Origin of the sequence: Bacillus cereus group sp. BfR-BA-01441, assembly GCF_022663075.1 — a bacterium.
Classification (GTDB): Bacteria; Bacillota; Bacilli; order Bacillales; family Bacillaceae_G; genus Bacillus_A; species Bacillus_A cereus.
Genome location: NZ_JAKUEU010000018.1, coordinates 66,619 through 80,230 on the forward strand (window position 1 = coordinate 66,619; position 13,612 = coordinate 80,230).

Below are 13,612 nucleotides of genomic sequence, written 5' to 3' on the forward strand. Positions count from 1 at the left end.
GTTCGTATTCATGATGTGAAAAAATATGCATATCTTTCTTGTATGTGCTATGCACAAACAATCATCCCTGAGCATTTTAGGTGAAGAAACAAGCCATGCGGAATTTGATGACTTTAGGGAAGTGGCTTGTTATGTATTACGCCTTCTTATAGTGTCATTATTTCACACTATTTGCAATTGTACTTGCGATGTTTTGTAAATTTTCCATAGTGTATTCATTTTGGTGTGATTTCCAAACAGCACCGAAACCATCTTTTTCACCGTAGCGTGGAATTAAATGAAGGTGGAAGTGGAACACAGTTTGTCCAGCTTTTTCACCGTTATTGTTAAGTAGGTTAAAGCCAACTGGATTAAACTCTGTTTTAATCGCATTTGCGATTTTTGGAACGACAGAAAAAATATGTGATGCGATTTCTGGCGTTAACGCAAAAATGTCTTGTTTGTGAACTTTCGGAATAACAAGAGTATGTCCTTTTGTTACTTGACTAATATCTAAAAATGCAAGCACATGTTCATCTTCGTATACTTTTGAGCAAGGGATTTGCCCGTCAATGATTTTACAAAAAATACAATTGTCTGCTGTATGATTCATTGATCTCATCCTTTCAAATATCCTTAGCCGTATTTTACCATAATTACATAAGAGAACAAACACGAAAAACAGGAAGCTGACTCAGCTTCCTGTTTTCTGAAGAGGGATTGAAAAAGCATTATCGTAATTTACGTTTCGCAGACACCTCATTTATTTAAGAAATGCACGGTAAATCGGCTAAAGTTTCTGCCGTAGACACCCCATTTTCAAGTGAAATGAATTGCAATCTTTTTTAAAATGAAATTGTTTATTTTTTAAAACAGTATATGCTCTTTCAGAGACACCCCGTTTCGAAAATGAAACAAATGATCTGGTTATGTGTAAATTTCATTGTCCAACTTGGACACCCCATTTCATGATGACTTCACTATGTTGTTGTACTCATCAATTGGTGGTTGCTTTTTCAATGTGTTCCTTCTTCAATAATTATGATGTCCGCTTTCGGGAAATTATATGCTAATAAATTTAAAAATTTTTTTTGAGTACATGGATACTATGTAGTACAGCATAATTTTTGGTAAGATGAATATAGAATGAATACTAATGAAGAAAGTGGTGTCGTATGAGCGAGTTATTGCGTGTAGAAAATGTTACAGGAGGATATACGAAACGACCTGTATTAAAAGACGTTTCGTTCTCTGTTAATAAGGGCGAACTTGTCGGCTTAATTGGTTTAAATGGAGCTGGTAAAAGTACGACGATTAAACATATTATCGGTTTAATGGAACCGAAAAAAGGAACTGTCACAATTAATGGGAAAACAATTCGTGATGATATGACAGCGTACCGTTCTAGCTTTTCATTTATTCCGGAAACGCCGGTATTATATGATGAATTAACGTTAGAAGAGCATTTGAAATTAACAGCTATGGCGTATGGCGTGGATGAAAAACAATATGAAGAACGTGTAGGACAACTACTACAAGAGTTTCGTATGAAAAATCGTTTAAAATGGTTTCCATCTCATTTCTCAAAAGGGATGAAACAAAAAGTAATGATTATGAGCGCATTTTTAGTGGAGCCATCTCTTTACATAGTAGATGAACCTTTCGTTGGATTAGACCCGTTAGCGATTCAATCCCTTCTTCAAATGATGGACCAAATGAAAAAGAGTGGTGCCGGTATTTTAATGAGCACACATATTTTAGCGACGGCAGAGCGTTATTGTGATTCGTTCATTATTTTGCATCAAGGTGAAGTAAGAGCGAAGGGAACTCTATCTGAACTGCAATCACAGTTTAATATGCCAGGTGCAACGTTAGATGATATTTACATTGCATTAACGAAGGAAGAAGATTATGAATAGCACAGCGTTATGGAAAGAACGATTTCGTCAATTTCTAAAAGAAGTTCGTACATATAGTAAATACGTATTTAATGATCATTTGAAATTTATTTTCGTGTTCATCATCGGTGCGGGAGCGTATTATTACCAGCAATGGTTACAAACGTTAACATCTTCGTTTCCAACTGCGCTCGTAATGGCAGTATTAATTGGACTCGTGTTAACGGCTGGATCCATTCAAACGTTATTAAAAGAAGCGGATCTCGTTTACTTACTGCCAGTTGAAGAAAAGTTAAAACCTTACTTCACAAAGGCATTTCTTTTTACATTTATGATTCAGTTATACATAATCGCAATCGTAGCAGCTGCGCTTGCTCCGTTATACTTCCAACAAATGAAGCAAACAGGAGCTGGCTACATATGGATCGTACTCGCATTTGTCATTGTAAAAGCGTGGAATTTATTTGTAGCGTGGGAAAAGTCATTTTTAACAGATCAAAATATACAAAGGGCTGATTGGTTTATTCGTTTTATCCTAAACGGTTTATTTGTATATTTCCTTGTAGAACGTACTTCAGTTCTTTTCATTGGTGGAATCGTCCTTCTCATGGTGTTATACCTTGCTATCATGCATCAAATGGTCAAAGGAAAGCCACTAAACTGGGAGTATTTAATTTCCGAAGAAGGTAAGAAGATGATGCTGCTGTACCGCATCGCGAATATGTTCGTTGATGTACCAGCATTAAAAGAAAGAGTATCTCGCCGAAAATGGCTGGATTTCATTCTTTCGATAATCGGCGAAAAGCGTACATATTTATACTTATATACGAGAACATTTTTAAGATCAGGTAACTATTTTGGATTATATGTGCGCCTGCTCGCTCTAGGCGGAGTTATTCTTTACTTCATTCCATTTTTATATGGACGATTTATCGTAAGCCTTATCTTCCTATACTTAATCGGTTATCAGCTATTAACTTTATGGAAACATCACCGCATGAAAATTTGGCTTGATTTGTACCCAGTAGGCGGAGAAGAGAAGAAGAAAGATTTTCTTACTTTATTAAATGCAATTCTTATTACAGGTAGCGTTATATTTACAATTATATTTGCACTAGCAACGAAAGATTTCATGATGACAGGAATTTTACTTATCGTAAGCATATTATTTAGTATCGGTTTCGTTTACCAATACGGGGCGAAGCGCATTGAGCGTTTAAATTGAAAGGAATGAACCTATGATTACATACGAAGAGAAGGTTATAAAAGAATTGGAGCAGTGGAAAGCTACATTCATGAAAGATTCTTCTATGATGACACGGTTCTCCAAAAAAGTGCAGACGAAGGTGCAACAGCTCATTCCGGCGAAAGTACAAAAGGTACTAACAGAGACGATTCGTATGATGGTGCAAACGATTAGCGCCGGGTCAAACTTTATAAAGCCGAAGCTAAAAGAGACGACATGGTCACTGCAAAGACGTGACGATGAAGTTCGTAAAAAAATGGATGAGTACAAAAAAATAGCAGCGGCAGAAGGAGCAGGGACTGGAGCTGGTGGTATTCTCCTCGGTCTTGCTGACTTTCCGCTTTTACTTACAATTAAAATTAAATTTTTATTCGATGCAGCGACATTGTACGGATTTGATACGAGTAAACAAGAAGAGCGTCTTTTTATCCTTCATGTTTTTCAACTTGCCTTTTCAAGTGACGATCACAGAAAAGAAATATGGAAAGCAATCGAAACGTGGGATACAGAAAAAGAAAATCATATGGACTGGGAAAAGTTCCAAACAGAATACCGAGACTATATCGATTTAGCAAAAATGCTTCAGCTCGTCCCAGTAATCGGTGCCCCGGTCGGCGCATATGCGAACTATCAATTATTACAACGACTTGGAGAAGTGACGATGAATTGTTATCGTATGCGATTGCTGAATAGGGATTAAAAACAAGGCGTCCTACATATGTAATGTAGGACGCCTTTTCTTAGAAGCTAAGTCCGATATAGCTAATTCCAACTATAATCAATACGATAAAAAGTACAATGATTAATGAAAATCCGCTCTTACCAGCTTGTCCCGCTTCACCGCCGCCATTACCACCACTACCGCCATTACCACCAAGTCCCATATGATATTCTCCTTATTGTTATATCTTGCTTTTACTTTATAACTTTCTGTATTTTCCAATAAATACCTTCTGTAGTGCTAACTAAATTGAAAATCATTTCGTTTTGTTTTATAATTTACTTACCGACCGGTAAGTAAAAATAAGTGAGGTACAGTATGACGAAGAATTTACAAACATCGCAGAACATTGTAGAGGCATCATTTAAACTTATGGCAGAACACGGCATTGAGAAGATGAGTCTTTCCATGATTGCGAAAGAGGTAGGTATTTCAAAACCGGCTATTTACTATCATTTTTCTTCTAAAGAAGCGTTAGTTGATTTTTTATTTGAAGAGATTTTTTCTGATTATCATTTTACAAAATACTTTAATGAAGAGCGGTATACGAAAGAAAACTTTGCAGAAAAGCTAATCGCAGATGGTTTACATATGCTCTCTGAGTATGAAGGGCAAGAAGGAATACTACGCGTTATCAATGAATTTATCGTAACTGCATCGCGAAATGAAAAGTATCAGAAACGTTTATTTGAAATACAAGAGGATTTTTTGCATGGTTTCCATGATTTATTGAAGAAAGGCGCGAGACTGGGCGTTGTGTCACAACATGAAACGGAAGAAAATGCTCATACGCTAGCGCTCGTGATCGATAATATGAGCAACTATATGCTCATGGGATTCCAGTTAAAGTATAAAGAAATTTGGATTCGAAATGTGAAAAACGTAATGAAGGAGGAGTAAAAATGAAAATGCAAAAAAACTGGTGGCTCGGTTTTCTTGGATTTATTGGGGTTTATAAAATACCAGGTATGATTGAAGCTTTTCAAGCGGATGGAAATTGGATGAAGTTAATCGGTTTCATTTGGCTACTTTGGTTCGGATATTTTATTCCTGAGAAGAAAGAAGATTAAATTCCAATTTTCTGTAAAGTTACGTAAAATATAGATTGAGAGTATTCATATATTAGATTACTAGATTTGGAGTGGTTACATGGATCCATTGAAAAATGAAATTCACCCTGACATGGTCAAGGTGTGGAAAGCGCGTTCTTTAATTGAGCTAGGAATCAGTATTATAGTCATTTTTGCATATCTTTTCTTTATGATTAAGTTTAATTGGTGGGCTTGGATTTTCTATGTGCTCATCGGATTAACAATCGTATATACACCGTTTGATTACTTTACGTTTCCGAAACTACGTCAACGTTATTACAGCTACCAACTAAATGAAGAAGAACTTGAAATTCAGCATGGCCTTTTCGTTGTTAAGCGTGTATTAGTGCCGATGATTCGTGTACAGCACGTAACGATTGAACAAGGGCCAATTATGAGAAAATACGGATTAGCAGAATTACACATTTCAACAGCAGCAACTTCTCATAGCATCCCAGGTTTAACGATGTATGAAGCTGAAATGTTGAAAACGAAAATCGCAGAATTAGCGAAAGTGAGTGATGAGGATGTATAAAAGGCAGCATCCAATCACGATGTTATTAGAGTTAAAAATAACAGACTTTATACCACTCATTATTTTCATGTTTAGCTTAAACGGAAAATTCCCGTTTTGGTATTTAATTCCCGCAGCATTTGGTTTACTCACCGTTTTTTCAGCGTTTGAAAAATGGTATTACACAACATACTGGGTTGAAAATAACGTATTACATGTGAAACAAGGTCTCTTTGTGAAAAAGGAGAGCTACTTAAATAAAGAACGTGTTCAAACGATTAATACAAGTTCTAACGTACTATATCAAATGCTCGGTTTGAAAAAAATTCAGATTGAAACAGCTGGCGGGGGCGATGAAGCAGAAGTTAGCTTAGCTGGAATTACGGTAGAAGAAGCGACAGAGCTTATCGCAATGTTAAATGAGCCGGCTTCAGAATTGAAAGTAGAAAAAACATCAGAAGAAGTAGAAGTAAAAGAAATCATTACAGAGGAAAAACAAGCGAGAGAATACAAATTAACGTGGAAAGAGATTTTAATAGCCTCTGTTACATCTGGTCAATTTGGATTATTATTCTCATTAATCTTTTTTGTGTATCACCAAGTAGATGAGTACATTCCGAAATGGATAGAGAATAGCGTAAAGTCGTATGTAATGGAACATGATATATATGGCTGGATTTTTATGATAGCCATTTTGCTCGTCCTTTCGTGGATTATATCGACAATTGGTTATGCGCTAAAACATGGAGATTTCACAGTGAATCGAAGAAATGACGAAGTCCGTATTTCGCAAGGATTACTGGAGAAAAAAGAACTCGTACTAAAATTGCACCGTATTCAAGGGATTACGATAAAAGAAGGTATTTTACGCCAACCGTTCGGTTATTGTGCTGTGCAAGTAGAAGTCATTCAAAGTAAGGGAACGGATGACGAAAAAGAAAAAGTTACACTTCATCCTATCATTCGAAAAGATCGAGTGCAACAGTTACTCGCGCATTTACAATTACCATACGAACTGAATGCAAATATTACTTCGTTACCAAAAGCAGCATTGCGCCGTTATCTCATTGATAGTTTCATCTTTTTCGCTATGCTCGCAATCCCACTTACTGGAATAAGCATATACTTTGAAAAGTATTACATCATGTGGGCATTATTACCGCTCGCAATCCTTATCTTTACACTTGGATACGCAACATTTAAAACAAATGGTTACAGTGTTAACGGAGAACAAATTACACTTGTCTATCGTAGCGTCGGAAAATATACAGGACTTATTAGAAGAAGACACGTCCAATCAATGGAGAAGACACAATCATATTTCCAGCGCCGTGCGGATTTATGTACGTATAAGTTTTCGAGTGCATCATCTAGTTACAAAATAGAGCATACGAGAGTAGAAGATGCGGAGAGAATGCAGGATTGGTATAAGAAGAAGTTAAGTGAGAAATAACTTGAGAAAGCTTGCCTATTATGAAGGGCAAGCTTTTTTGTTATAGGGAAAAGAGTCGTTTAATCCATATATTAGTACAACTACAGCACACATGTATCAATACGTATGCAAAAAGGAGTATGCTTCTATTTCAGGGAAATCTATGGAATTTTTGATATAAATGGTATACTAAAATATAAATAGTATTAGGAGGTTATATATGATAAGTCAGTTGAAAAGAGAAGCACTTGATGCATTAAAAGGAAGATGGGGATTAGCGGTAGGGGCAACTTTATTAATTGGAATCCTTATTGGAGCTGTTGAAATGCTAACAACAGGTATTTTCTCGATATTTTGGGGTTGGGAAGAGGCAAGTGATTCACTTACAGTAAGTATTATAGTAATGCTTGTTATTGGTCCATTAACAATAGGTGCCTATTATCTTGTTTTAAATGCAATTCGTGGGACTGATGCTCGCATTGGTCATATATTTAGATGGTTTAGCGATGGAAGTAAGTTGATGAAGTCGTTTTTAACATATTTACTAATGTATGTATACTTGACTCTATGGACATTACTTCTTATTATTCCAGGTATTATTAAATCATTTTCTTATTCTATGACATATTTTATTTTGAATGATCATCCAGAATATACAGCGAATCAAGCGATTACTGAGAGTCGTCATATGATGAATGGACATAAAATGGATTACTTTTTACTATGCTTAAGTTTCTTAGGCTGGTTCATATTAAGTATTCTTACTATAGGAATCGGTTTCTTATGGTTAGCACCGTATTTCTACGCGACATCAGCCGCATTTTATGAAGAGATTTCAAAAGAATATTATAAAAAAGAAGGCACTACTTTCTAATAACCACCTATTCCCTAAAGAATATAGGGCACAGATAGTTTAGATGTTCTGTTTAGGGGGGATTTCAGGATAAGGTATAGGTTTTTATATAAAAATTATGCCCTCTATGTTTTAGCATAGAGGGCTATTTTTTTTGTGAAAGTAATGAATAATATATGTGAAACAAAAAAAGCGAGGTGAATGAGAGTGAGCAAATTTTTAATACCGTATTCATTTTCTATATTAAGTTTCTTTATTTCAGCAACAGCACTTGATTTATATGATAGGATGGGAAACAATAGTGAGCTGGTTTCGCCGAACATAATTGGAAAGATAATTCAATCTACTGCGCAAATGGGAGTCCTTACATTGTATTTCGGAGTACCTATTATTTTAGGTGGCTGTCTACTTGGTGAGCTATTGTTTAGAGGTATCATTTTACGATTTAGACTAAGCTATATTCTATCTTTATTATTATATTTACTTTTAGCTTTTAGTATTGTTTCTGTAACGGTTGGAATTCCAACTACATATGAGGATTCTAATACTACTTTCATGGTAATAACTATGATTTGCGCTGTTACATTCTTTATGGGCCGGAATATATGGGAGAAAAAAGAAATGAATAATGGAGTAACAGAATGAAATATACATGTCCGTGCTGCGGGTATAGAACAATAGAAGAAGAACCACCAGGTACATATGAAATTTGTAATATATGTTACTGGGAAGATGATGAGGTACAGTTTAACGATCCTGACTTTGAAGGCGGTGCAAATGAAGTCTCGTTAAGACAAGCACAGAAAAATTTTATTGCATTTGGTGCTTGCGAGGAATGTTTTGTGAAATCAGTTAGAAAGCTGACTAGCGAAGATGTGAAGGATACTAGTTGGAAGCAAATTAGTTAAATAGATTTAAATAAAAATGTTATTACTCGATGTAACAAGAGTAATAACATTTTTTTATGTAATGATGAAAGAATTAACGGCGTCTTATAAGGTAAAATAATAAAGATGATAACGTAATAGGTAGGCCTGTTTCCAAAAAGGCTTCTAAATTAAAGGATAGAAAATATCGGTCGTTAAACAACATAAAGAAGAAATGATTGTAGGAAATACCTAACACTATAAATAAAGGAATACCGATTTTTAATTCGTGACTTCCTTTTATTTTTCTATAACAAAATTCGCCTATTAAACAACCGATAAGAACAGGAATACTTCCAAGAATTGAAAGCATAATAATAGATACCCAAATCGGCCTCCATGAATCCGCATAATTTGGAACGCTTGTATACTGTAAAACATTCACAATGATAGAAAAAAACAGTAAGCATATGAAATAACTAATAGAAAATTTTTTCAATGGAATCATACTTATAAAATTTCACTTTATTTTTATGAAAATATAAACCTCTTTAAATTATAGATTAGATGTATAAGGATAATCAATTTTTATACATTTCGTGTTTATGGATATAATTTCAATAAATACAAAAGTATAGATGTATAGTCAGCTTTGTGTGTTTAATGTTATCATATTGAATGATATGGAAATTTTTAATAGAATAAGTAACTAAAAATTCAAAGGTAATGAAGCTTTTGTTGTATAAAGAAAATACTTAGTAGTAATCAACAATATTAAAAATAAGATTCGTATTTATATAAATTTAGTAGAAATGGGGTTTTAAAAAGGAATGAGTATAAGCATAACGCGGCAAAAGATTTTGGCGGCCGCTTCTCAAATTGTGCAATGTAAAGGGGTTGCTAAATTAACCTTAGAAGCAGTGGCAAAAGAGGCGGGTGTAAGTAAAGGTGGATTATTGTATCACTTTTCAAATAAAGAAGCTTTAATAGAAGGTATGATAGTCAGAGGGGTAGAGGATTATGAAGGGGCCATTTACAATAAAGTAGCGGAAGACGCAGAGAGGAAAGGGAGATGGGTTCGCTCTTTTGTAGAGGAAAGATTAAATAATGAGAGAAGAACAGAAGAGTTGTCTAGTAGTATGATGGCAGCATTCATGTTAAAACCTGAATTACTTGAGCCATTACAACAATCATTTCAGCAACTGCAAAAGAATATAGAAAATGATGAGATAGATTCAGTTTGTGCAACAATTATTAGATTAGCAGCAGATGGATTATGGTATTCGGAATATTTAGGGGTTGGAAGACTAAGCCCCGAGTTAAGAGAAAAAGTGATTCAAGCTCTTATTAGTAATTCGTATAAATAGAATATGCGAACTATATAATGCGAAAATAATTCACCATTGCTTCTTTAATGTAGTGGTGAATTGTTTTTTTTATTAGAAAAATAGAACAATTTTATAGAGTATTGAATTATAACCGTCCAGACGGTATAGTAATATTTGGTTTAAGAGGAAAATGAAACAAAAAAAGAATAAAAGATATTTTTAGCACACTATTCGAAAGGATAGGCCGCAAAGCTTAGAGTCTACGGTAATACATATTGGTTACTAAGATCGTCTGGTTGCACATTTTTGATGCAACCGGACGGTCTTTTTTTGTTATATAAATATAAAAAATAGGAGGGAACTATGCAAATGAAAAGTACTAAAAGACATATTTCAATGGTTTCATTAGTTTTTCTAGTATTATTTTCAGTGCTGAATGTGTGGGCTCCAGTTATTCAAGCTGCTGTGATGAAAAGTCCAGTGGACGAAATTAATATTTCCCGTACTGATGGCACGACATCTGAACCGTATCAAGCCTCAGATGGTATGAAAGTAGAAGTGAAGTGGTCAGCTAAAGAAAAAATAAAAAGTGGAGATCAATTCACAATTGATATGCCAAAAGAGTTTCGAAAAGACCTTATGAATATGAGTTTTCCTTTAAAAGATGCTGAAGGAAAAACAGTTGGTACATGTGAGATGAAAAAGGGTCTATTAACGTGTACTATGGGTGATTACGTAGAAGGAAAGAATAACATTAAAGGTTCTTTATTCGTAGAATTCTACTTTGGTCTAGAAGCATATGATGGTGTTAAAGAAATTCCATTAGAATTTAACGTTGATGGTCAAATCGTCAATAAAGAAGTAAATGTAAGTAATACGACAGAGAGACCGAAGCCACAGCCCAATACAGATAATCTATTGAAATGGGGTTCTTATAATCAAGAAGATCCTTCGATTGCTGATTGGCTTGTATATGTAAATGCAACTGGAACAGAAATGCAAGATCTTAAATTAACAGATACATTAGGACCTGGGCATGAGTTAATTACAGACAGCGTAGTATTAGAAGAGGCTGTATTTGAAGATGGTTATGCACCAACAAATATTAAGCCAGCAGATTTATCTAACATTAAAATTAATGCAACAAAGGCTGGATTTACAATTGAGTTTCCAGACAGTTCAAAAGGCTATATTTTAAGATATAAAACAAAGGTTACAAATCCTGCTGCGAAGCCTCATAAAAATACTGTGAAATTAGAAGGTAAAAATATTAAAACTGAAGAAAAAGTAGGACAAGTATTTGTAAGTGGTGGGGGAGGATCCGGTTCAGGTGACAATAATCCACCTAGCATTGAAAAAAATATAGTTGATGAGAATGGCAAGCTTGTAGAGAATGAGCAGTTAACAAAAATGGATCAAGTGATTCAATACCAAGTTGGTACACATATACCGAACGATCCTCCTAAATACACATCAATGGTAATTCGTGATGATTTAGAAGATGTTTTAGAAGTATTAGAGGCAAAAGTGTATGATCAAAATGGCCAAGATATTACTTCTAAAGGAACGTTAAATATAGATAAACAAAGAAGTGAAGTAACATTTACGTTTGGTGAGAGTTTTGACTATAAGTCGTATGAAGACCAGATAATTAATCTTAGTATCAAGGCGAAAATTAAAAATGATGCAGACTTATCTTCTTACGTAGATAAGAAGATTCCTAATAAAGCGGAATTACATTTTGATGATAAAACATTAACATCAAAAGAAGTAACTATTACGCCGCCTGAAGCTCCAAAAGATGGTACAGTATCGCTTCATAAAATAGATTCTGAGAATCCGAACAAAGGGTTAAAAGGTGCCGAATTTGAAGTCCGAAATAGTGCAAATGAAGTTGTTGCAAAACTGAAAACGGACGAAAAAGGTTTTTCAGTACCTCAACCTTTAGCTCCTGGGACGTATAAAGTATATGAAACAGTAGCACCAGAAGGATATCAAAAATTAACAAGTCCAGTAGAGGTTACACTTCAAGCTGGAGAAACAAAAACAATTGAAATTAAAAATACTATGCAAAAGGGTCAAATTGAAGTAAAGAAAATTGATTCGGAAAATGGTGAAAAACCATTAGCAAATGCAGAGTTTGATATAGTAAAAGACGGTGTAGTAGTCGAACATATTGTTACAGATAAAGATGGTAAGGCAATCTCTAAACCGTTAGCACCAGGGAAATATATTTTAAAAGAAACGAAAGCGCCTGAAGGCTACCAATTAAAAGAAGCAGAGTTCGAAGTAAATGTAACAGGGGACGGCATATTCCCAATACAAGTGGAAAATGCAATGGTAGACAAAGGTAATATAGAAATTACAAAAGTGGACAAAGAAAACGGAGCAGTATTAGCGGGTGTCGAATTTGAAGTCCAAGATGAGAAAGATGAAGTAGTAAGAAAAGTAGTAACAGATAAAGATGGAAAAGCAAATGTTTCAGATCTATCAGTAGGAAAGTACAAATTAGTAGAGACGAAAAGCTTACCAGGTTATAAAAAGCTAACAGAACCAGTACCATTTGAAATAAAAAAAGGTATGACAAAAGCTTTAGCAATAAAAGTAGAAAACGAGCAGTTAGACAAAGGCTCAGTAGAAATTACAAAAATAGATAAAGATAGTCAAAAAGTATTAGAAGGCGTAGTCTTCGAAGTGCAAGATGAGCAAGGCAAAGTAGTAACAGAAGTAAAAACAGATAAAGATGGTAAAGCAAAAATCTCTGATTTATCAGTAGGGAAGTACAAATTAGTAGAGACGAAAAGTTTACCAGGCTACAAAAAGCTAACAGATTCAGTATCATTCGAAATTACAAAAGGTATGACAACAGTCCTATCGTTGAAAGTAGAAAATGAACAGTTAGATAAAGGTTCAGTAGAAATTACAAAAATAGATAAAGACAGCAAAAAAGCATTAAAAGGCGTAGTTTTTGAAGTGCAAGATGAAGCTGGAACAGTAGTAAAGGAAGTAAAAACAGATAAAGATGGTAAAGCAAAAATCTCAGATCTATCAGTAGGAAAGTACAAATTAGTAGAGAAAGAAAGTTTACCAGGCTATAAGAAATTAACAGAGCCAGTATCGTTTGAAATAAAAAAAGGTATGACCGAGATTTTATCATTAAAAATAGAAAATGAAATGGTAGATACGGGAAATATAGAGATAATAAAGATAGATAAAGATAATAAAGCACCGTTAGCGGGAGTAACATTCATCGTACAAGATGAAAAGGGTAAGGAAGTTACGAAAATAACGACAGATAAAGAAGGAAAAGCAAATGTTTCAGATTTACCTGTAGGAAAGTATGAATTAGTAGAGGTAGAAAGTTTACCTGGTTATAAAAAGTTAGAAAAACCAGTATCATTTGAAATCAAAAAAGGCATGACCGAGGTCCTATCATTGAAAGTAGAAAATGAAATGGTGGATACAGGGAATGTAGAGATAACAAAAATAGATAAAGATAGTAAAGCTCCATTAGAAAATGTTGTATTTGAAGTACGTGATTCAAAAGGAAAAGTAGTTGCAAAAGTAACGACGGATAAAGAAGGAAAAGCAAACGTTTCAGATTTACCTATTGGAAAGTATGAGTTAGTAGAAGTAGAAACACCGGCAGGATACAAACCACTAGAAAAGCCAATTTCATTCGAA

The 13,612-nt window shown here is 34.5% G+C and carries 15 protein-coding genes and 1 riboswitch; of the genes, 12 read left to right on the forward strand and 3 right to left on the reverse strand.

The annotated features are described in order from the left end of the window. Positions 1–157: 157 nt before the first annotated feature. On the reverse strand, positions 158–592 hold the full coding sequence (locus tag MR107_RS10480; RefSeq protein WP_001016841.1) for an HIT family protein: 435 nt from the start codon (positions 590–592) through the stop codon (positions 158–160). Between the two features lie 562 nt (positions 593–1,154). Here MR107_RS10480 and ecsA point away from each other — a divergent pair. Genes ecsA through ecsC form a run of 3 tightly spaced genes read left to right on the forward strand, consistent with a single transcriptional unit; the run spans position 1,155 to position 3,823 of the window. Beyond that, positions 1,155–1,898 carry an ABC transporter ATP-binding protein EcsA gene (gene ecsA / locus MR107_RS10485; protein ID WP_001292603.1) on the forward strand — a complete coding sequence of 248 codons (744 nt, stop codon included), beginning with the start codon at positions 1,155–1,157 and terminating at the stop codon, positions 1,896–1,898. After that, complete coding sequence (gene ecsB, locus MR107_RS10490) at positions 1,891–3,102, forward strand: ABC transporter permease EcsB (RefSeq protein WP_242292347.1); 1,212 nt, start codon at positions 1,891–1,893, stop codon at positions 3,100–3,102. Before ecsA ends, ecsB begins: the two co-directional genes overlap by 8 nt. 13 nt (positions 3,103–3,115) lie before the next feature. Then, a complete protein-coding gene (gene ecsC / locus MR107_RS10495) occupies positions 3,116–3,823 on the forward strand; it encodes an ecs operon protein EcsC (RefSeq protein WP_000634142.1) in 708 nt (235 codons plus the stop codon). A 40-nt stretch (positions 3,824–3,863) separates the two neighbouring features. On the opposite strand, the gene MR107_RS10500 is transcribed toward ecsC, so the two are convergent. Next, on the reverse strand, positions 3,864–4,007 hold the full coding sequence (locus MR107_RS10500) for a YjcZ family sporulation protein (protein WP_000522759.1): 144 nt from the start codon (positions 4,005–4,007) through the stop codon (positions 3,864–3,866). Between the two features lie 155 nt (positions 4,008–4,162). Between MR107_RS10500 and MR107_RS10505 the strand changes: the two genes are divergently transcribed. From MR107_RS10505 to MR107_RS10535, 7 genes are all read left to right on the forward strand, one after another. Then, the gene (locus tag MR107_RS10505) at positions 4,163–4,744 is read left to right on the forward strand and encodes a TetR/AcrR family transcriptional regulator (RefSeq protein ID WP_000164838.1); all 582 of its coding nucleotides are present in this window, start codon (positions 4,163–4,165) and stop codon (positions 4,742–4,744) included. A 2-nt stretch (positions 4,745–4,746) separates the two neighbouring features. Beyond that, a complete protein-coding gene (locus MR107_RS10510; RefSeq protein ID WP_000783813.1) occupies positions 4,747–4,914 on the forward strand; it encodes a hypothetical protein in 168 nt (55 codons plus the stop codon). Positions 4,915–4,993: 79 nt separating this feature from the next. Continuing rightward, positions 4,994–5,470, forward strand: a complete 477-nt coding sequence (locus MR107_RS10515) for a PH domain-containing protein (protein WP_000371345.1) — start codon at positions 4,994–4,996, stop codon at positions 5,468–5,470. Continuing rightward, on the forward strand, positions 5,463–6,902 hold the full coding sequence (locus tag MR107_RS10520) for a PH domain-containing protein (RefSeq protein ID WP_242292348.1): 1,440 nt from the start codon (positions 5,463–5,465) through the stop codon (positions 6,900–6,902). Before MR107_RS10515 ends, MR107_RS10520 begins: the two co-directional genes overlap by 8 nt. Positions 6,903–7,101: 199 nt before the next feature. After that, entirely contained in the window at positions 7,102–7,755 is a 654-nt protein-coding gene (locus MR107_RS10525; protein ID WP_000625399.1) for a DUF975 family protein, read from the forward strand. 180 nt (positions 7,756–7,935) lie between these two features. After that, positions 7,936–8,379, forward strand: a complete 444-nt coding sequence (locus tag MR107_RS10530; RefSeq protein WP_002025431.1) for a hypothetical protein — start codon at positions 7,936–7,938, stop codon at positions 8,377–8,379. Further along, positions 8,376–8,642 carry a CPCC family cysteine-rich protein gene (locus tag MR107_RS10535; protein ID WP_242292349.1) on the forward strand — a complete coding sequence of 89 codons (267 nt, stop codon included), beginning with the start codon at positions 8,376–8,378 and terminating at the stop codon, positions 8,640–8,642. Before MR107_RS10530 ends, MR107_RS10535 begins: the two co-directional genes overlap by 4 nt. 73 nt (positions 8,643–8,715) lie before the next feature. On the opposite strand, the gene MR107_RS10540 is transcribed toward MR107_RS10535, so the two are convergent. Next, positions 8,716–9,099 carry a hypothetical protein gene (locus MR107_RS10540; RefSeq protein ID WP_242292351.1) on the reverse strand — a complete coding sequence of 128 codons (384 nt, stop codon included), beginning with the start codon at positions 9,097–9,099 and terminating at the stop codon, positions 8,716–8,718. A gap of 331 nt (positions 9,100–9,430) precedes the next feature. Between MR107_RS10540 and MR107_RS10545 the strand changes: the two genes are divergently transcribed. Beyond that, complete coding sequence (locus MR107_RS10545) at positions 9,431–9,967, forward strand: TetR/AcrR family transcriptional regulator (protein ID WP_075677646.1); 537 nt, start codon at positions 9,431–9,433, stop codon at positions 9,965–9,967. 172 nt (positions 9,968–10,139) lie between these two features. Continuing rightward, positions 10,140–10,232, forward strand: a riboswitch (cyclic di-GMP riboswitch). Between the two features lie 59 nt (positions 10,233–10,291). After that, positions 10,292–13,612, forward strand: a 3,321-nt coding sequence (locus MR107_RS10550; protein WP_242292350.1) for a SpaA isopeptide-forming pilin-related protein, incomplete at its 3' end; no start/stop codon positions are given.

Coding starts and splice junctions, on each gene's coding strand:
- MR107_RS10480 (WP_001016841.1), bottom strand. CDS start 592: ATGAATCATACAGCAGACAATTGTATTTTTTGTAAAATCATTGACGGG.
- ecsA (WP_001292603.1), top strand. CDS start 1,155: ATGAGCGAGTTATTGCGTGTAGAAAATGTTACAGGAGGATATACGAAA.
- ecsB (WP_242292347.1), top strand. CDS start 1,891: ATGAATAGCACAGCGTTATGGAAAGAACGATTTCGTCAATTTCTAAAA.
- ecsC (WP_000634142.1), top strand. CDS start 3,116: ATGATTACATACGAAGAGAAGGTTATAAAAGAATTGGAGCAGTGGAAA.
- MR107_RS10500 (WP_000522759.1), bottom strand. CDS start 4,007: ATGGGACTTGGTGGTAATGGCGGTAGTGGTGGTAATGGCGGCGGTGAA.
- MR107_RS10505 (WP_000164838.1), top strand. CDS start 4,163: ATGACGAAGAATTTACAAACATCGCAGAACATTGTAGAGGCATCATTT.
- MR107_RS10510 (WP_000783813.1), top strand. CDS start 4,747: ATGAAAATGCAAAAAAACTGGTGGCTCGGTTTTCTTGGATTTATTGGG.
- MR107_RS10515 (WP_000371345.1), top strand. CDS start 4,994: ATGGATCCATTGAAAAATGAAATTCACCCTGACATGGTCAAGGTGTGG.
- MR107_RS10520 (WP_242292348.1), top strand. CDS start 5,463: ATGTATAAAAGGCAGCATCCAATCACGATGTTATTAGAGTTAAAAATA.
- MR107_RS10525 (WP_000625399.1), top strand. CDS start 7,102: ATGATAAGTCAGTTGAAAAGAGAAGCACTTGATGCATTAAAAGGAAGA.
- MR107_RS10530 (WP_002025431.1), top strand. CDS start 7,936: ATGAGAGTGAGCAAATTTTTAATACCGTATTCATTTTCTATATTAAGT.
- MR107_RS10535 (WP_242292349.1), top strand. CDS start 8,376: ATGAAATATACATGTCCGTGCTGCGGGTATAGAACAATAGAAGAAGAA.
- MR107_RS10545 (WP_075677646.1), top strand. CDS start 9,431: ATGAGTATAAGCATAACGCGGCAAAAGATTTTGGCGGCCGCTTCTCAA.